At 62.0% G+C, this 16,414-nt stretch carries 17 protein-coding genes; 9 read left to right on the top strand and 8 right to left on the bottom strand.

Translation table 11 applies throughout. The features are described 5' to 3' along the window. Positions 1-18: 18 nt before the first annotated feature. The 6 genes from NKI22_RS13010 to NKI22_RS12985 all read left to right on the top strand — a co-directional run bounded on the left by NKI22_RS13010 (position 19) and on the right by NKI22_RS12985 (position 5,803). Positions 19-1,338: an alanine racemase gene (locus NKI22_RS13010; RefSeq protein ID WP_352494804.1), complete on the top strand. Its 1,320-nt coding sequence runs from the start codon at positions 19-21 to the stop codon at positions 1,336-1,338. A gap of 41 nt (positions 1,339-1,379) precedes the next feature. Continuing rightward, positions 1,380-1,724, top strand: a complete 345-nt coding sequence (locus tag NKI22_RS13005; RefSeq protein ID WP_023718467.1) for a RidA family protein — start codon at positions 1,380-1,382, stop codon at positions 1,722-1,724. 9 nt (positions 1,725-1,733) lie between these two features. Next, positions 1,734-2,744 carry a succinylglutamate desuccinylase/aspartoacylase family protein gene (locus NKI22_RS13000; RefSeq protein WP_023718466.1) on the top strand — a complete coding sequence of 337 codons (1,011 nt, stop codon included), beginning with the start codon at positions 1,734-1,736 and terminating at the stop codon, positions 2,742-2,744. A 56-nt stretch (positions 2,745-2,800) separates the two neighbouring features. Next, positions 2,801-3,979 carry a hypothetical protein gene (locus NKI22_RS12995; protein ID WP_023718465.1) on the top strand — a complete coding sequence of 393 codons (1,179 nt, stop codon included), beginning with the start codon at positions 2,801-2,803 and terminating at the stop codon, positions 3,977-3,979. Positions 3,980-4,244: 265 nt separating this feature from the next. Next, positions 4,245-4,496 (top strand): helix-turn-helix domain-containing protein, encoded by a 252-nt coding sequence (locus tag NKI22_RS12990; RefSeq protein ID WP_023718464.1) that lies wholly within the window; start codon positions 4,245-4,247, stop codon positions 4,494-4,496. Further along, positions 4,496-5,803, top strand: coding sequence for a type II toxin-antitoxin system HipA family toxin (locus NKI22_RS12985; RefSeq protein ID WP_023718463.1), 1,308 nt, complete (start codon positions 4,496-4,498; stop codon positions 5,801-5,803). Before NKI22_RS12990 ends, NKI22_RS12985 begins: the two co-directional genes overlap by 1 nt. 89 nt (positions 5,804-5,892) lie before the next feature. On the opposite strand, the gene NKI22_RS12980 is transcribed toward NKI22_RS12985, so the two are convergent. Next, a complete protein-coding gene (locus NKI22_RS12980) occupies positions 5,893-6,336 on the bottom strand; it encodes a MarR family winged helix-turn-helix transcriptional regulator (RefSeq protein WP_031193803.1) in 444 nt (147 codons plus the stop codon). Between the two features lie 96 nt (positions 6,337-6,432). Here NKI22_RS12980 and NKI22_RS12975 point away from each other — a divergent pair, with 96 nt between their 5' ends. Then, positions 6,433-8,031 (top strand): FAD-dependent monooxygenase, encoded by a 1,599-nt coding sequence (locus NKI22_RS12975; RefSeq protein ID WP_352958486.1) that lies wholly within the window; start codon positions 6,433-6,435, stop codon positions 8,029-8,031. 214 nt (positions 8,032-8,245) lie between these two features. On the opposite strand, the gene NKI22_RS12970 is transcribed toward NKI22_RS12975, so the two are convergent. After that, entirely contained in the window at positions 8,246-8,719 is a 474-nt protein-coding gene (locus NKI22_RS12970) for a phosphatidylglycerophosphatase A family protein (protein ID WP_031193801.1), read from the bottom strand. 283 nt (positions 8,720-9,002) lie between these two features. Here NKI22_RS12970 and NKI22_RS12965 point away from each other — a divergent pair, with 283 nt between their 5' ends. Then, complete coding sequence (locus NKI22_RS12965) at positions 9,003-9,695, top strand: CDP-alcohol phosphatidyltransferase family protein (protein WP_352958484.1); 693 nt, start codon at positions 9,003-9,005, stop codon at positions 9,693-9,695. Positions 9,696-9,748: 53 nt separating this feature from the next. Here the strand turns inward: NKI22_RS12965 and NKI22_RS12960 are convergent, their stop codons facing one another. The 6 genes from NKI22_RS12960 to NKI22_RS12935 all read right to left on the bottom strand — a co-directional run bounded on the left by NKI22_RS12960 (position 9,749) and on the right by NKI22_RS12935 (position 15,138). Continuing rightward, positions 9,749-10,768: an LLM class flavin-dependent oxidoreductase gene (locus tag NKI22_RS12960; RefSeq protein ID WP_352549178.1), complete on the bottom strand. Its 1,020-nt coding sequence runs from the start codon at positions 10,766-10,768 to the stop codon at positions 9,749-9,751. 155 nt (positions 10,769-10,923) lie between these two features. Then, positions 10,924-11,127, bottom strand: coding sequence for a hypothetical protein (locus NKI22_RS12955; protein WP_023718458.1), 204 nt, complete (start codon positions 11,125-11,127; stop codon positions 10,924-10,926). A gap of 17 nt (positions 11,128-11,144) precedes the next feature. Then, positions 11,145-12,287: a DegT/DnrJ/EryC1/StrS family aminotransferase gene (locus tag NKI22_RS12950; protein ID WP_352549176.1), complete on the bottom strand. Its 1,143-nt coding sequence runs from the start codon at positions 12,285-12,287 to the stop codon at positions 11,145-11,147. Between the two features lie 252 nt (positions 12,288-12,539). After that, a complete protein-coding gene (locus NKI22_RS12945) occupies positions 12,540-13,463 on the bottom strand; it encodes a carbohydrate kinase family protein (protein WP_352483656.1) in 924 nt (307 codons plus the stop codon). Further along, on the bottom strand, positions 13,460-13,906 hold the full coding sequence (locus NKI22_RS12940) for an RbsD/FucU family protein (RefSeq protein WP_023718455.1): 447 nt from the start codon (positions 13,904-13,906) through the stop codon (positions 13,460-13,462). Before NKI22_RS12940 ends, NKI22_RS12945 begins: the two co-directional genes overlap by 4 nt. Positions 13,907-13,908: 2 nt before the next feature. Next, positions 13,909-15,138, bottom strand: a complete 1,230-nt coding sequence (locus tag NKI22_RS12935; protein WP_352937485.1) for an ROK family transcriptional regulator — start codon at positions 15,136-15,138, stop codon at positions 13,909-13,911. 229 nt (positions 15,139-15,367) lie between these two features. On the opposite strand from NKI22_RS12935, the gene NKI22_RS12930 reads away from it, so the two are divergent. Beyond that, a complete protein-coding gene (locus tag NKI22_RS12930; protein WP_023718453.1) occupies positions 15,368-16,384 on the top strand; it encodes a sugar ABC transporter substrate-binding protein in 1,017 nt (338 codons plus the stop codon). The last annotated feature ends 30 nt before the right edge of the window (positions 16,385-16,414 follow it).

Here is a 16,414-nt window from a genome sequence, read left to right as displayed (position 1 = left end):
AGGAAGGACTAGCATCGGATGACCGAAAGCTCACCCGTACTGTTGCTGGCGACCCGAGAAAATTTCCTGCTCGATGACCGTATCCGCGGCGTGCCGCCTGGCACCCTCGGCTTGGACAGCAGCCTTGTCGCATCTGAGCGCTGGCATCCAGCGGATGGGCGTATGTCGTTGCCGGTGTTGACCGTCGACGAGGGGGCCTTCATCGCCAATCGTGACCTGTTCCTGCGCTATGCGCGAGAGCAGGGCGCCGTGATCGCCCCGCATGCCAAGACCCCGATGGCGCCTGATCTTGCCCGGTCCCTGATCGAGGCCGGAGCATGGGGCACGACCGTCGCCGACATAAGGCAGGCCACGGTGATGCTCAGAGCCGGACTCTGTCGGCTGATCATCGCCAATGAGGTCGGCGGACCAGGTGGTGCGAACCGGCTTGCGGTTCTTGTCAGCGCCTGGCCAAGCGCTGAGTTCTACGTTTTCGCCGACTCGATCGCCGCCGTGAATGCGCTTGCCGAAGCCTGGCGGGCCAATGCGAGGCTGCCGCCATTGCGCGTGCTCGTCGAACTTGGTGCGGGCAGGGCAGGCGCCCGGACCACCGGCGAAGCCGAGGCGATTGCCGACGCGATTGTAGCAGCCGGCGGCCGGCTGCTGATCGCCGGCGTCGCAACCTATGAAGGTGCCGCGGCGCAGCCCGATCCTGACCGCACCGATGAGGCGATATCCGCCCTGCTGACAATGACAGCCGACATGTTCCTGCGGCTCCGCGCCCGCGTCGGCGGCGACACCCCGCTGATTGTCACGGCAGGCGGCTCGGTCTACTTCGACAAAGTGGTCGCAGCGCTTTCGCCTCTCGTTTCTAGGGACAGCAGCGCGACGCTGGTGCTGCGCAGCGGCGCCATCTTCTTCCACGACCATGGCGTCTACGACCGCTCGCTCGGCACACTCGACGCCCGCGAGGGTTTTGCAGTCGGCGGCTTCAATGCGTCCGCACGAAATTCGTTCCGTCCGGCTTTGCGCCTATGGGCCGAGGTACTGTCGCGGCCGGAGCCCGGCCTTGCGATCTGCGGCATGGGCATGCGCGACGTGTCGTTCGACCAGGGCTTTCCAATGGTCCTGACCATCTTTCGTGCCGGCAAGCAGCTGCCGATAGCGCGTGCCGAGGTCTTCAAGCTCAACGACCAGCACGCCTTCCTGACAATTGCGTCGGGCGACGACATTGCCGTCGGCGACACCGTTGAATTCGGCATCTCCCATCCCTGCACCTGCCTTGATCGCTATCGCGTGATCTTTGGCGTCGACGCGGCCGGGTATGTCAGCCACGCCTTTCCCACCTATTTCGGCTGACCATCGTCGCGCTTTCCAAAAAAAGAACGAAAGGATCCGATATGATCAAGTACTTCCAATCCGGCTCCCGCATGTCGCAGGCGGTCGTCTATGGCGGCCTCGTGCACATAGCGGGCCAGGTCGCAGACGATCGCAAGGCCGGCATCGAGGGTCAGACGAGCGAGGTACTCTCCAAGATCGAGGCGCTCCTGGTCGAGGCCGGCAGCAGCAAGTCGAAGCTCGTGGCGGTCAACATCTTCCTGCCGCAGATTGGCGATTTCGACGCAATGAACAGTATCTACGATGCCTGGGTGGATTCCGCCCGTCTGCCGGCGCGTGCCTGCGTCGAGGCGCGTCTCGCTGATCCTGACCTCCGCATTGAGGTCACCGCCGTCGCGGCTGTGTGAACCGCCGCCATGCACACCGGCATCAGCCATTCGCTCGATTTCGATCGGGACGGCAAGACGCTCAGCCATCTGAGCATCCCGTTCTCGATAGACCGTTCGCCATATTTCCAAATCAAGGTCCCGATCTGCCTCATGCGCAATGGTGAGGGTCCGTCGCTGCTTCTTATGGCCGGTAATCACGGCGATGAATATGAAGGCGAGCTGTGCTTGGCAAAGCTGGTCCGCCGGCTCGATCCAGCGCGAGTCAGGGGCCGCGTCACCATCCTGCCGATGGCCAATGTGCCGGCGGTGATGGCCGCCAAACGCTGCTCGCCGCTCGATGGCGGCAATCTCAATCGCGCCTTTCCCGGAGATCCGTCGGGCACGCCGACAAGCCGGCTCGCCAACTTTCTCGAGACAGACCTGTTCCCCCGACACGACATCGTCTTCGACATCCATTCGGGGGGCACTTCGATGGAACATCTGCCGACTGCACTCGTCGAGCGCAATGCCGATCCCGAGCGCCACAGGCGCGGGGTGGAGCTGATGCGGGCGCTCTGCATGCCCTATGGGTTCGTGGCCGACAATGGCCAGGCCTCGCCGACCTCCATGGGTGCAGCGCGCCGTGCCGGCGCCATCGGCGTCAGCGGTGAGTTCGGGGGCGGCGGCACCGCCACGGTCGACACGATGGCGATCACCGCTCGCGCGATCGACAATCTGCTGATTGCACTAGGCCTGGTCGACGGGCCAGTTGTTGGCGCGGAGTCAATGCATTCGATGCCGACGCGACTGCTTTCGCTTTCGCGGCATAGCCAAGGCCTCTACGCCGCCCGCCGCGGCTGGTTTGAACCCGCCGTGAGGGTTGGCGACAGCGTGAACGCCGGACAATTGGCTGGCTGGTATCACGATCTCGAAAGGCTCGATCTTGCCGAGGAAGCCTTGCATTTTGCCGAAAACGGCATCGTGCTTTCGCGGCGGCTGCATACAATGTGCGAGGCAGGAGACTGCCTCATGCAAGTCGCCGAACCCGTAGAAACCTAAAGGGAAAACGCACGGCGTCTAGCTGCTGCGCCACTCTGGAGAACTGAGGATATCTTATGCAGCTTTCCATGTGGACCTACCCCTGGGATGTCCAGGATCTCGGTTTCGAGATGGTCGAACGCGATCTGGTCGAACGCGCGGGACTCAACATGATCAGCCTTGCTGCCTCGTATCATGCGGGACGCTTCCTTCAGCCGCGCAGCCCGCGCCGCAAAGCCTATTTCCCGGAGGACGGCACGATCTACTTCAAGCCAACCGCCGCGCGATGGGCCGACCTCGCAATTCAGCCCAAGGTGGCGGACGTGATCTCGCAGGGAGGCGACGTGCTTGGCGAGCTCGTCCGCAGACGAGACGCCAATGGGCTCGGTGTTTCGTGCTGGACGGTGTGCCTGCACAACACCCGCGCCGGCATGCTTTATCCGCAGGTGGTTACCCGAAATGCCTTCGGCGATCCCAATTATTACAACCTTTGTCCCTCGCATCCGGATGCGCGCGCCTATGTTCGCGCGCTGGTCGCCGACGTTACGCACACCTACAAGCCGGACAGAATCGAGCTCGAAAGCCCGTCATTCATGAGCTTCGCCCACGAATATCATCACGAGAAAGACGGTGTCGGGCTGACCGCGGAAGATGACTTCCTTCTGTCGCTGTGCTTTTGCCCGTCCTGCCTCGCCCGCGCCGCTTGTGCCGGCATTGACGGCGAGGCGGCGCGCAAACTGGTCAGAGGGTGGATCGTCGAGACCTGTGATCGTGCCGTTCCGGCACCGCGTTTTCCGGACTTTCCGAACGGTAGCTTCGATACCTTCCAGCCCTGGCCAGAATTATACGACTTTCTGCTGTGGCGGTTCGAGCCGGTGACCAGCTTGGTTGCCGAGCTGCGCGACGTTGCCGATCCGGGCACACGTGTCCTCATCATTGACCTGAAGGACGGCTGGTTGGGCGGCTGCGATCTGGCGGCTCTCGGCCAGGCTTGCGACGGCGCGATCCTGTGCGCCTACGATATGCAGGCCAGCGATGTCGCAGATCTGATGGCCACTGGCCGTGCCACGCTCGGAGCAGAGAAATTCCTTGGGACCGGTTACCGGCTGTTCCATCCGGAAATGGCAGGCCCGGACATTCTCGCCGCCAAAGTGAAACCGGCGCTGGCGGCGGGCGTCGATGGCATCAATTTCTACAATTACGGCCTTGTACCTGCCGCACGCCTCGATTGGGTGAGTGCCGCACGATCTGTGTGAACAATCGATCCACTGCCGACCCAATAGGCCTAATTTTGCCTCGAGCATTGCGCGTAATGGAGAGGCGTTCGGAGGACTTCCCGCATGGATTCTCGCATTGCTTTGGCCGGCGGCCAGCAGCCTAGCTGAAAATCGAGGCATGGCTGTGAGGGCCACGCGGGAGGGAGGCGGGTTATACGGTGGAGCGCATCTTCCAATTTATTCGCTCTAGCGCATATTGAAATCTATCTTCTGAGCGTATATCTCATAGCTGGAGAGGTACGCTGTGGACCAAATCGCCCGAACGCCTAAGCAACTCGGAGATGCCATCCGCCGGCGGCGCCGCAAGCTCGGCCTGAACCAGGCCACTGTCGGGGAGCACACGATGCTACGCCAAGCGACCATCTCGGCCGTCGAGAATGGAGCGCCCGGGACACAGCTCGGAACGCTTTGCGACATTCTCGCAGCGCTCGACCTTGAATTGGTTGTCCGCTCTCGGACCAGAGCAAAGTCGACCGAGATCGAGGACGTCTTTTGATGGCTCGTCCGCGGCGGCACCTCCCGCTCAACGTCTTCTTGAACAGCCGTCTCGTCGGGCGGCTGAATAGACAATCCAGCGGCGCGATCGATTTTCAGTATGATCCGTCCTGGCTTGCCTGGGAGCATGCGCTACCAGTCTCGCTATCTCTGCCCCTACGTGAAGATCGCTATATCGGTGCACCCGTCATTGCCGTGTTCGACAATCTCCTGCCCGACAGCATCCCGATTCGCCGCCGTATGGCTGAGCGTGTTCATGCCCGAGGGATAGACGCCTACGACTTGCTTGCCGCTGTCGGACGGGATTGTGTCGGCGCACTGCAATTCCTGCCGGATGATGTCGAGCCGGGCCCCGCCGGTATTGTCGACGGCAAACCCGTTGACGATATCGAAATTGCTCGTCTCGTCCGCGATCTGGCATCGGCCCCCCTCGGGCTGGGCGAGGATGAAGATTTCCGGATCTCGATCGCTGGCGCTCAGGAAAAGACTGCGCTCTTGTTCTGGAAAGGACGTTGGTACAAGCCGCTGGCGACGACTGCTACAACGCACATCCTCAAGCCACAGATTGGACGCTTGCCAAATGGCATCGACCTTTCCTTCAGTGTTGAAAACGAATTTTTCTGCCTCAAGATGACAGCCGCCCTGGGACTCCCGTGCGCCGTCGCCGCAATCGAGGAATTCGAAGGCAATCGCGTGCTCGTAGTCGAACGTTTCGATCGCCGATGGACGAGTGACAACCGTCTCCTGCGCTTGCCCCAGGAAGACTGCTGCCAGGCTCTGTCTGTGCCTCCGTCGCTGAAATACGAATCCGATGGCGGGCCTGGGGTTCCGGCTATCCTTGGTCTGATGAAGGGAAGCGACCAACCGGAGCTAGATCAAGCTGCGGTTCTGAAGGCCGTGGTCGCCTTTTGGCTGCTCGGCGCCACAGATGGACATGCCAAGAATTTTAGCGTCTTTCTTTCTCCCGGCGGCCGGTTCCGCATGACGCCGTTATATGATGTGATCTCAGCGCAGACCAGCCTTGATGCGGGACAGATCAGGCGCAACAAAATGAAGTTGGCGATGGCTATAGGCGACGCACGCCACTACCTTATCGATAGCGTCATGCCGCGCCATTTCATCCAGACCGCCGCCAAGGCAGGAATTGGTCCAAAACCCGTCACAGCAATCTTTGACGAGCTGCGCCAACGGGCGCTAGCGGCAATCGAACTGGTTTGTGCATCGCTCCCAAAGGGTTTCCCTTCGCAAGTCGCAGATGCCATTGGCAATGGGGTCAAAGCTCGCGTGCGCAGACTGGAAGAGGTGTGATGCTTAAGATCGAGGCACAACCAGACTGATAGCCATTGGGACGTCCAAATGATCTTCTTTTAGCAGCAGCAACGCCGCGCGGGATGTAATCAACCCACGGACTTGCCAGCCTGTAACTTTCTGACCAGGCCGATCAGCTGATCCAGGTCCGCGCGTGTAAGCGCAAGCATCTCCGCAGGGGGTTTGTGATATTCCCTTGTCAATTCCTCAATGGTTGCAACACCCTTGGCCGTAAGCTTGACACGTTTGACACGGCGATCGCTTGGCGACGGAACCCGTTCGGCGAGCCCCGCCTGCTCCAACCGGTCGACCAGCCAGGTCGCCGTCGAAGGGTCGCAGTGCCATTGAGCGGCCAATGCGCCGATCGGCTTGCCCGCATCTTTGTCGAGGGTGAAGAGGGCGCGCGAGTCGTTGGGCGTCAGACCCAATTTCTGCTGGATCGCCAACCGGTCCGGCGCGGACCGCATCAGGAAATCAAACATCAGGCGCCAGGCCTCGGTGGCGTGCTGCAAGCGATCTTGGCCCGGTCCCATTCCACGCTCCTTCGTGTCTTGACACATATTTGGACCAATCATATGATTTGATCAATCAAAATGTTTGGTGATCAAAGCAATGAGAGGAGATCCGAGATGACCAACACCACGGTTCTCGTCGTCGGGGGCGGCCTGAACGGTCTGACGGCGGCCGCCCTTTTGGCTCACAACGACATTCCGTGCGTCCTCGTCGAGCGCCATCCCGACACGTCAATCCAGTACAAATTTGCCGGCATTTCCCCGCGCAGCATGGAGATCTTTCGAAGCCTCGGCCTCGAGGAGGAGATTCGTGCAAATCGTACGGGGGACCAGCAGGCAGGCGCTATTGCGCGCGCCAGGAATCTCACCGATCCCGAGATTCAATGGGGCGGACCGGCGTGGCCGGATGCAAGTGCCCTCAGCCCCACGCAACCGGCGACGTGTGATCAGCACGTCCTGGAACCGATTCTGCGCCGCTACGCCGAGCGGAACGGTGCAGACATACGTTTCAGCACGGAACTGGTGGCTTTCGAACAGGATGAGAATGTCGTCCGCGCGGAAATTCGCGATATCGCGACCGGCGCAAAGGACGCCATCTCGGCCGACTATCTGATCGTCGCGGACGGTGCGAACGGCTCGATGCGAGAGAGGCTGGAGATCAGCCGCAGCGGGGCAGGCGGCCTTCAGCACTGGATAAATGTCGTCTTTGACACGGACATGCCTCCGACGATCGGCGGCAAGCGTTTCACGTCGTGCTTCGTGACGGACCTCAACGGGACCTTCACGCCCAGGGAGGGTGGACGATGGCTTCTGGCGCTCCAGTACTTTCCCGAAAAGGGCGAGAAACCCCAGGATTTTGATGAAGCCAGGTGCAGGGAACTGATCATACGAGGTGCGGGCCGGTCGGATATCACGACTAGGCTTGTCGATGCGCGCTCCTGGGAAGTGGCCGCGATGACAGCGCGCCAATTCCGCCGAGGCCGCGCGTTTCTTGTGGGGGATGCCGCACATGTGATGCCCCCAACAGGCGCTTTCGGTGGCAATTCAGGTATCCACGACGCCCATAACCTTGCCTGGAAGCTTGCGATGGTAACAGGCGGGCATGCCGGTCCCTCGTTGCTGGATAGCTATGACATGGAGCGCCGGCCGGTCATCGAGGCTACGTTGGCGCAAGCGCTCGCCCGCCTTCAGAAATGGTTCGACGATCCGTCGAAGCGATTGCCTCCCCCAGTCGCGATGGTCGAGGATTACGACGTGGTATTTGGCCAACGCTACGCTGCAGGTGTCGTGGCTCAGGAAGCCACGCGGGACGATCACCCATTCCAAAAATCCACGGAGTTGTCGGGCCGCCCTGGCACGCGTTTACCGCATTTCGCGGTCGGGCGTGCCGGCCAGCGGATTTCGAGTCTCGATTTGTGCGATCGCGACCTTCTTCTCCTCTGCGCCGACGACGCATGGTGTCAGGCCGCTGACGCCGTAAGCCAGCGCCTCCGCATGCCGCTGACCTGCCACGCCTTTGCCAATGGGGGTCTGATTGATTTGGACCATCGGTGGCCTTCCGCGCTCGGGGTTGAAAGCGGCGGTGCCGCCTTGGTCAGGCCGGACGGGTTTGTCGCGTGGCGGTCAACGCACAGTGTGCCTGATCCTGTACAGATGCTGATCGAAATACTTGACGGCTTGGGTTTCCGCACGCAGGCGTGCGAACATCATCAGTGAGCGGCGGATGCCTCCGGTCTTCCGGCACGACTTCCTTGCCGATGTCGTCGCCGGGAATGCCGGCGATGTTCAGCCGTTTGCCCGTCTCGTCATGCCTCTTCCTACTCGTTGTCACCGAGTAGGGCCGCGCCCACCGCTTCGGTCCTCCCCTTGTGTCGCTAAACTCGCATGGACCATCGTGCTGGCCTTTGGCATTGGAGGCCGAATGTCGCCGTTACGGCAAATGATCAATCAACTCGTTCAGCAGGAGCAGCAACGCCCCAGCGACGACAGCCGCGGCAGCATCGTCCAGCATGATGCCGGCCCCACCCCTTACCTTGTCATGCATGATACGGATGGGCCAAGGCTTGACGACGTCGAAAAACCGGAAAGCAAGGAAGCCTGTTGCCCACCAGAGTGGGTCGAGTGGCAGCATGGAAAGTGTCACGGCGGCGCCGAAGGTCTCATCGATGACGACGATCTGCGGGTCCTCCGTCCCGGTATGGGAGATAACATGCGATGACGCCCATACGCCGACGGCGAACAGGGCCGCATAGGCAAGCACCGTCAGCCAAGGTGATGCGGGTATCAGAGCCGCGGCAACAGCCACTCCAACCATTGCGCCGGCCGTGCCCGGCCATGTTGGAGATAATCCCACGCCGACAGAGGTCGCGAGCAGGTAGGCGAACTTGGGTAGAAATTTATGCATCGAGTTTCGGCCGGCTTCCGACGGGTCGCAAGCAATCATAGTCACATCGTTCGGGTGTTGCCGCCAGACCGCCGCTCGATTTGCACACCCGTCAAAAGGCATCGCCCAAACCGTGAAATGCTGTCGGGCAGCTGTCGCTGCGACCGGAAGTTCTGTTTCGCCGTCAGCTTGGCGAGCATCTTAATCCGCCGGCCACATTCGCCAAACGAGATCGCTTTTGCGGCGAGTTGAGAACGTTCCTGAGCCCGGTCTCGGCCCGCATTGGCCAACTGAAACGGTGGCGATGGTGGAACAAACCCGCAAATTGCTGGTAAAGCTCCGTCAAACGACATCATCAGAGGAGCCGCCATGGATCGCCGGTCTCATGAAAAGTCGCATCGACCCGCTATGGGAGCAGGCCGCCTCTCCGCTGATCGGGATCGGCATGACGCCGAACCAGGTTACGGCCAGCGGGCTCGTGCTCGTGGCTTTGTCTTCGGCCGCCTACGCGTATCACCATTCAAGTCTTGCCTTTGGCTTGTGCCTGGCGTTTGCCTTCAGCTTCGACGCGCTGGACGGTGCGGTCGCCCGCCGGACAAATATGAGCACCAAGGCCGGTGGCTATTTCGACGCTATCGTCGACCGTTATCAGGAATTGGCCGTCTTTGCGGCAATAGGCTGGGTCGCCGATCTGTGGGCGATCGCAATGTTCGCGTTCGCCGGCGGGATTCTCACCAGTTATGCCAAGGCGCGGACGGCGCTGGAAATCCCTGTGGAAAACCATGGTTGGCCGGATTTCTTCGAGCGGATGGAACGTCTGGTGTTCATTTGCGTGCTGCTCGCCGCCGACGGAGTCGCGACTGCCGTGGGCGCGGCTTCGCCCTGGATTCTGGCGGGCGGGTTCGCGCTGTACGCGGTGCTGGCCAACGCCACGGCCCTGCAACGGATCAGTCGCGCATTTGCGATGCTGAAACGAGCCGACGGGAAGCAGCCGTGAGATCGCTAGAACGCGAGCATCGTATTGACCGCCGTGGCTTCCCAACAAAGTCGTCAGCGCCAGCCCAAGCCCGGAGCGACATGGGTCAGGATCGCCTCGATGGCATGGACATTGTAGTCGACACCGAGCTGGTTGGGGACCGTGAGCAGCAGCGTATCGGCCTCAGCGATGGCTTCGTCGCCCTTTAGCTGCTCGATCAGGACGTCCGGCTCGGCGGCATAGGAGCGGCCGAACACGGCAAGCCTGTCTGCCTCGATATAGCCGAACTGATCTCCACCCTGGTTGCCGCCGAAATAGGCGCGGTCGCGATCGTCGACCAGCGCAAAAATGCTGCGGCTCACCGACACCCGTGGCTCGCGCGTGTGGCCGGCCGCCTTCCAGGCTTCGCGAAAAGCCCTGATCTGTTCGGCTTGCTGGATGTGAAACGGCTTTCCGCCTTCATCGAATTTGAGCGTGGAACTCTGCAGGTTCATTCCAAGTTTCGCCGCCCATTCTGCGGTGGCGTTTGTGGCGGCGCCCCACCAGATGCGCTCGCGCAGGCCCTCCGAGTGTGGCTCAACGCGAAGCAGGCCAGGCGGGTTGGGAAACATCGGCCGCGGGTTGGGCTGGGCAAAGCCTTTGCCCAGCAACACTTCGAGCAGCACTCCAGTGTGTCTGCGAGCCATGTCGGCATCGCTCTCGCCCTCTTGCGGGGCGTAGCCGAAGTACCGCCATCCGTCGATCACCTGCTCCGGCGAGCCGCGGCTGATGCCTAGCTGCAGACGCCCTCCGGCGATCAGATCGGCGGCGCCGGCGTCCTCGGCCATGTAGAGCGGGTTCTCGTAACGCATGTCGATCACCGCCGTGCCGATCTCGATTCGGCTGGTCTTCGCCCCAACCGCTGCGAGCAGCGGGAAGGGCGAGGCGAGCTGGCGGGCGAAGTGATGCACGCGGAAATACGCGCCGTCCGCACCCAGCTCCTCGGCGGCGACGGCCAGCTCGACGGACTGCAAAAGCGCATCGGATGCCGTCCGCGTCTGCGATTGCGGCGAGGGCGTCCAGTGCCCGAACGAGAGGAAACCAATCTTCTTCATGAAATAGCCAGCCTAGAGGGAAGACAGGTGCAGACTATGCTTCGGCGCAGAGCAAAGCATCCCGAAATCGGTACCGACGGCCCAGTTTGAGGTGAACGGTCCGTTGTTGATCAGCGATGCCGTCAATGGCGAGCCTGTTGCTGGCGCGAGCGCATCTAGGAAGGTGCCGCGAACGCGAGCACTATCGCGATGAGGATCAACAGCGGCCCCATCCATTTAAAATGGGTTCCAAAGTTGGTCCACCATGCTTGCTGGCCGGGGCGAGCTTGGAACGGGTCCGCGAGAAATCCGAAGCCGATGCCAGCCATCCACAACCCGGCGCAGAACATGATGAACTCGTCGATGTAATCCGCGACCATGTTCCGCAACTTTCGAATTATGCCGCCGCCACGTGCGCCGAATTCGAGCCGATATAGTTACGGATCGTTTCGATGATCCGGTCCTGGTCGGCCTCGCTCAGATAGGGATGCATCGGCAGGCACAGGATGCGCTTCGGCAGCTCTTCCGAAACGGCAAGGCCGGTCGGCGTGCGCGGATAATCGTGATAGGCAATCTGGCTGTGCAGCGGTTTCACATAGTAGATGACCGACGGAATGCCCTTTTCACCGAGATGTGCCTTGAGCCCGTCGCGCTTCGGCGTTTCGATGGCGTATTGCGCCCAGGCCGAGCGGCCGCCGCCCAGATTGCGCGCCGTCTTGACTATATCGCCGAGACCTTCGGCATAGCGATTGGCGACCGCTTGCCGCGCCACCATCTCGTCCTCGAGGATGGCCAGCTTCTCGATTAGGATCGCCGCCTGCAGTGTATCGAGCCGTGAATTGATGCCGACGCGGACATTGTCGTATTGCGTTTCGCCCTTGCCGTGAAAGGCGAACGAGCGCAGCTGTTCGGCCAGCGCATCGTCATTGGTGAACATCGCACCGCCGTCGCCGTAGCAGCCGAGCGGTTTTGCCGGATAGAAGCTGGTCGAGCCGACGGTGCCGAACGAGCCGCACATCTTGCCGTCAGCCGAGCCGCCGGTCGCCTGCGCCGCATCCTCGATGACCATCAGGCCTTCGCGATTGGCGATGGCCATGATTGCTTCGTAATCGGCGGCGAGGCCGAACAGGTCGACGGGAATGATTGCCTTCGGCCTCAGCCGCCCCTCCGCCTTGATCATGGCGATTGCCGCCTCGAGGCTGGCGATGTCGATATTGTAGCTGTCAGCATCGACATCGACGAACACCGGCTCGGCCTTGGTCAGCGCCACCACTTCGGCCGTGGCGGCGAAGGTGAAGCTCGGCACGAATACCGCGTCGCCCGGGCCGATGCCGGCGGCAAACAGCGGCAACAGCAGCGCGTCGGTGCCGTTGGCGCAAGCGACCACGTGCTTGGTGCCGATATAGGCGGCGAGCTTGTTTTCGAATTCGGTGACCTGCGGTCCAAGAATATAACGACCTTCGTCGACGACGCGGTCGATTGCCGCCTTCAGCCTGTCGCGGATGCGTTCGCGCTGTGCGCCAAGATCGATGAACTGCATGTCGGCCTCAAACGGTTTTAGCCAGATAACCGGCCGCTGGTAGCAGACTTGGCACGGCCGAGAAAGCCGCAGGGCAAAGCCCTGAATTGCTCAAGTGTCGCAGCCTGTTACCTCTGTTTCCGATCTGCCCTCTTAAACGCGGGAAAATCCGGGCTTCGGCATGCTTGATATGGGCTGCGCATCCCGCCCGCCAGGTTAGGCGAAACATAAAGTGATCGCCGGCAGGCAGTCCGTGAGGCGGTTGCCAGCCGGTCAGGCGAGTTCATGCCGCCATGGCGGATTGGCGCCGGCCCGCGAGACCGTCACCGCCGCGGCCTTGGCGCCGAGCGTCAGCGCCTTATGGATGGCTTCTTTCGGCAGGCCGGCGATTGCCGTCTTCGACAGCAGGCCCTGCTCGTGCAAGGAGGCAAGGATGCCGGCATTGAACGTGTCGCCGGCGCCGACCGTATCGACCACCTCGACCTTGTCCGGCACGACCGTGACCCGGTGCTGGCTGCTGTAACCAACCGCGCCCTCGCTGCCGTGGGTGACGACGATCAGCTTCGGGCCGCGGTCCAGCCAGTTGCGGACGACGTCCTCATGCGAGCCGGCTTCGTCGAACCAGTTCAAATCCTCGTCCGACAGTTTCACGATGTCGGCCATCGCCATCATGTTGCGGATGCGCCTGAGATGCCTGGCCTTGTCGGGAATGAAGTTTGGCCGGATGTTGGGGTCGAGCATCATCACGCGGCGCTCATGCTCACGTCGCATGAACTCCTCATAGGCCGATCCGGCCGGTTCCGAGATCAGGCTGATGGCGCCGAACAGCATGGCCTCGATCTCGCTGCCGAGCTCCGGCAGGTCCTCGATGGTCAGCATGCGCCCGGCGGTGTTCTCGTCATAGAATGTATAGGTCGCCTGGCCGTTGGTGAGCCGCACGAAGGCGAGCGTGGTCGGCCGCGGTGAGGTGTGCGCATAGGTGGAACTGACCTTGCTGGCCCCCAGCGCCTCCCTGAACTGCCCGCCGAACAGATCCGACGACAGGCCGGAGAAGAAGCCGGCCGGCGCGCCGAGTCGGCCGAGCGCAATGGCCGAGTTGAAGACGGCACCGCCGACATAGGGGGCAAAGGCCGCTTCGCCCTCCGTCGTGGTGCGCGGCAGCATGTCGATCAGGGCTTCGCCGCAGCAGAGGATCATGAAGTCTTGCTTTCCGGCGGATAGATCACGCCCTTGCGAATGATGATGTTGGCGTAAAGCCGCGGCTCGCTCGTCGCGACGATCGCGTGCGCGGCCTTGACCCGTGCATAGAAGTCGGCGCCGGCAAGCGCAACCACCTTGCGGCCCGGCGCATGCCTGGCGCAGATCGCTTCAATCTCATGATGAACCGGATCGGCGAGCAGGGGATCGCCTTTAGCCGAGGCGCGAAACAGCGCCTGCGGCACGGCGTCGTCGACAGGCAACACGCTCAATACGGCATCCAGCACCGGGACGAGATGATGACCGTCGGCGCGGATCAGCCGCTGTGCCTGCTGTTCGGCCGGGTAGTTGCCGTCGACCAGCGCGATCTCGTCGCCATGGCCCATGGCGCGCAACATCGCCAGAAGCTCCGGGCCGAGCAGCGCCGGGATACCGATCAGCATGCTCAGAAGCTCCGGGAAATCGTGGTCGAGCCGATGAGGAAGCGCTCAGACAGCGGCAGGCTGGCGCCACCCAGCGCCCGCGCATGGATGCCGACTGTTCCCTCGCGGACGGCCGGCAGCCTCAGGCCTTCGCCGTCGATCCTGCCGATGGCCTGGATGACGGCATCGACAAGCCGCCTGCGCACGGCGAGCGGCATCCATCCGTCGATCACCGCGGCTTCGAAATCGATGACGGACGACGCCGCAACGATGGCATAGGCGAGCGCGTGCGAGGCGCTGGCGATCCACTCGTCAAGCTCGGCGCCGATCTCGCCCCAGTCCCCCGGTGATGTCCACAGATGCGAGGCTTCGACGCCGCGCGCGTTGAGCGCCTTTTCCAGCATGGCGATCGACGCCACGTCGATCAACTGCGTCGGCTTGCCGTCCGGCCCAGGCACCGGCATCGAGCCCAGCGCGCCGGCATTGCCGGTTGGGCCGCCAAACAGCCGGCCGTTCAGCACGATGCCGCCGCCGGCAAAGGCGCCGATATAGAAATAGACGAAATCGCGTGCCGCACCCGCCGCCTGGCCGAACACGAGCTCGGCGCCGCAGGCCGAGGTGGCATCGTTTTGCAGGTAGACCGGAAATTCGCATTGTGCCTGGATGTCGGCGCGGATGTCGCGATGGCGCCATTCGTCCATGATTTCACGCGGCGCGCCGGCGGTATCGGCCCAGTTCCACAATTCGAACGGCATGGCGATGCCAAGTCCGGCGATGCGCTTGTCCTGCGCAGGAGTGAGCTCGCCGCGCATCTTCTTCATGCCGCTCGTAACGAATTCCACCGTCTCGCGCGGCGCCGGATAGCGGTACGAATGCTGCAGCATCGAGCGCACATTGCCGAGGAAATCGATCAGCACGAGCTCGGCGCTGCGCCGGCCGATCTTCAGGCCGATGAAATAGGCGCCGTCGGGATTGAGCGCCATGGGTATCGAGGGCTGGCCAATCTTGCCGCGCAACGGCGCCTGGCGAACGAGCAGGTCGTCCTCCTCCAGCTCGCGCATGATGACTGATACTGTCTGCGCCGAGAGGCCAGTCATGCGTGCGATGTCGGATTTGGCCAGGCTGCCGTGCTGGCGCACCAGCGACAGCACCAGCCGCTCATTGTGGTCCCGCATGCCGCTTTGATTGGTGCCGCGGTGCAGGCGGCTTTCGGCCGCATCGGGCGAGCCGTGCCTTGTAATGCCGGTCTCCACCCCTGTTCCTCCCGTCGTTTCCCCTCAAGGCTTTTGGTCTAGAGTGAGTGAACAATCCTGCGTTGTCAATAATAAATAAGAGTGATTTAATTATTGACAGTGCTGGCGGACTGGTGTCTCTTGAGATCGGCGTCGACACTGGGAGATTTCGTCGGACGCGCTGCAGATGCCGGTTGGCCGGCATCCTAAATGGTTCAATGGGAGGAAAATCGTGACCACGTCAAAACTGTTGAAATCCACCGTGTTTGCCGCGGCCGGACTGAGCCTGATGGCGTTTGCGTCGACGGCATCGGCCGCCGGGGTCGGCGCCTGCTTGATCACCAAGACCGACACCAATCCCTTCTTCGTGAAGATGAAGGAAGGTGCCGCCGCGAAAGCCAAGGAAATCGGTGTCGATCTGAAAGCCTATGCCGGCAAGGCGGAAGGTGACAATGAGGGCCAGGTTGCGGCGATCGAATCCTGCATCGCCGACGGCGCCAAGGGCATTTTGATCACCGCCACCGACACTGCGGCCATCGTGCCGGCGGTGAAGAAGGCGCGCGATGCAGGGGTGCTGGTGATCGCTCTCGACACGCAGCTCGAGCCTGCCGATGCCGCGGATGCGACGTTTGCGACCGACAATTTCAAGGCCGGCGAGCTTATCGGCTCCTGGGCAAAGGCTACCTTGGGCGACAAGGCCAAGGATGCGCACATTGCCTACATGGATCTGATCGCCAGCCAGCCCTCCGTCGACGTCCAGCGTGATCAAGGCTTCATGAAGGGCTTCGGCATCGACCTCGGCGATCCCAAGAAGATCGGCGACGAAACCGACGCACGCAACGTCTGTCACGATCTGTCGAGCGGCAATGAGGATGGCGGGCATACTGCCATGGAGAATTGCCTGCAGAAGGATCCGGATATCAACGTCGTCTACACCATCAACGAACCTGCGGCCGCGGGCGCCTACCAGGCGCTGAAAGCCGTCGGCAAGGAGAAGGACGTCCTGATTGTCTCGGTCGATGGCGGCTGCCCCGGTGTCAAGAACGTTGCCGAGGGCGTGATCGGCGCCACTTCACAGCAATACCCATTGCTCATGGCCTCGCTCGGCATCGAGGCGATCAAGACCTTTGCCGACACCGGCAAGAAGCCTGAGCCGTCGCCCGGTCTGAACTTCTACAACACCGGCGTCACGCTGATCACCGACAAGCCTGCCGCCGGCATCGAATCCATCGACACGAAGCAAGGCCTCAGCAAGTGCTGGGGTTGATTTGATCCCCTGATCGGCTCAACTTCAAAA

This window comes from Mesorhizobium sp. M0778 (assembly GCF_040320105.1).
Lineage (GTDB): Bacteria > Pseudomonadota > Alphaproteobacteria > Rhizobiales > Rhizobiaceae > Mesorhizobium.
Note: the sequence above shows the minus strand (reverse complement) of the source record. Positions and strands in the feature narration are given on the sequence as shown.

Bases quoted from the DNA above. Each gene is read 5' to 3' on its own strand.
- NKI22_RS12985 (WP_023718463.1), top strand. From the start codon at position 4,496: ATGGCTCGTCCGCGGCGGCACCTCCCGCTCAACGTCTTCTTGAACAGC.
- NKI22_RS12980 (WP_031193803.1), bottom strand. From the start codon at position 6,336: ATGGGACCGGGCCAAGATCGCTTGCAGCACGCCACCGAGGCCTGGCGC.
- NKI22_RS12975 (WP_352958486.1), top strand. From the start codon at position 6,433: ATGACCAACACCACGGTTCTCGTCGTCGGGGGCGGCCTGAACGGTCTG.
- NKI22_RS13010 (WP_352494804.1), top strand. From the start codon at position 19: ATGACCGAAAGCTCACCCGTACTGTTGCTGGCGACCCGAGAAAATTTC.
- NKI22_RS13005 (WP_023718467.1), top strand. From the start codon at position 1,380: ATGATCAAGTACTTCCAATCCGGCTCCCGCATGTCGCAGGCGGTCGTC.
- NKI22_RS12995 (WP_023718465.1), top strand. From the start codon at position 2,801: ATGCAGCTTTCCATGTGGACCTACCCCTGGGATGTCCAGGATCTCGGT.
- NKI22_RS12940 (WP_023718455.1), bottom strand. From the start codon at position 13,906: ATGCTGATCGGTATCCCGGCGCTGCTCGGCCCGGAGCTTCTGGCGATG.
- NKI22_RS13000 (WP_023718466.1), top strand. From the start codon at position 1,734: ATGCACACCGGCATCAGCCATTCGCTCGATTTCGATCGGGACGGCAAG.
- NKI22_RS12950 (WP_352549176.1), bottom strand. From the start codon at position 12,287: ATGCAGTTCATCGATCTTGGCGCACAGCGCGAACGCATCCGCGACAGG.
- NKI22_RS12970 (WP_031193801.1), bottom strand. From the start codon at position 8,719: ATGCATAAATTTCTACCCAAGTTCGCCTACCTGCTCGCGACCTCTGTC.
- NKI22_RS12945 (WP_352483656.1), bottom strand. From the start codon at position 13,463: ATGATCCTCTGCTGCGGCGAAGCCCTGATCGACATGCTGCCGCGCACC.
- NKI22_RS12955 (WP_023718458.1), bottom strand. From the start codon at position 11,127: ATGGTCGCGGATTACATCGACGAGTTCATCATGTTCTGCGCCGGGTTG.
- NKI22_RS12960 (WP_352549178.1), bottom strand. From the start codon at position 10,768: ATGAAGAAGATTGGTTTCCTCTCGTTCGGGCACTGGACGCCCTCGCCG.
- NKI22_RS12965 (WP_352958484.1), top strand. From the start codon at position 9,003: ATGGTGGAACAAACCCGCAAATTGCTGGTAAAGCTCCGTCAAACGACA.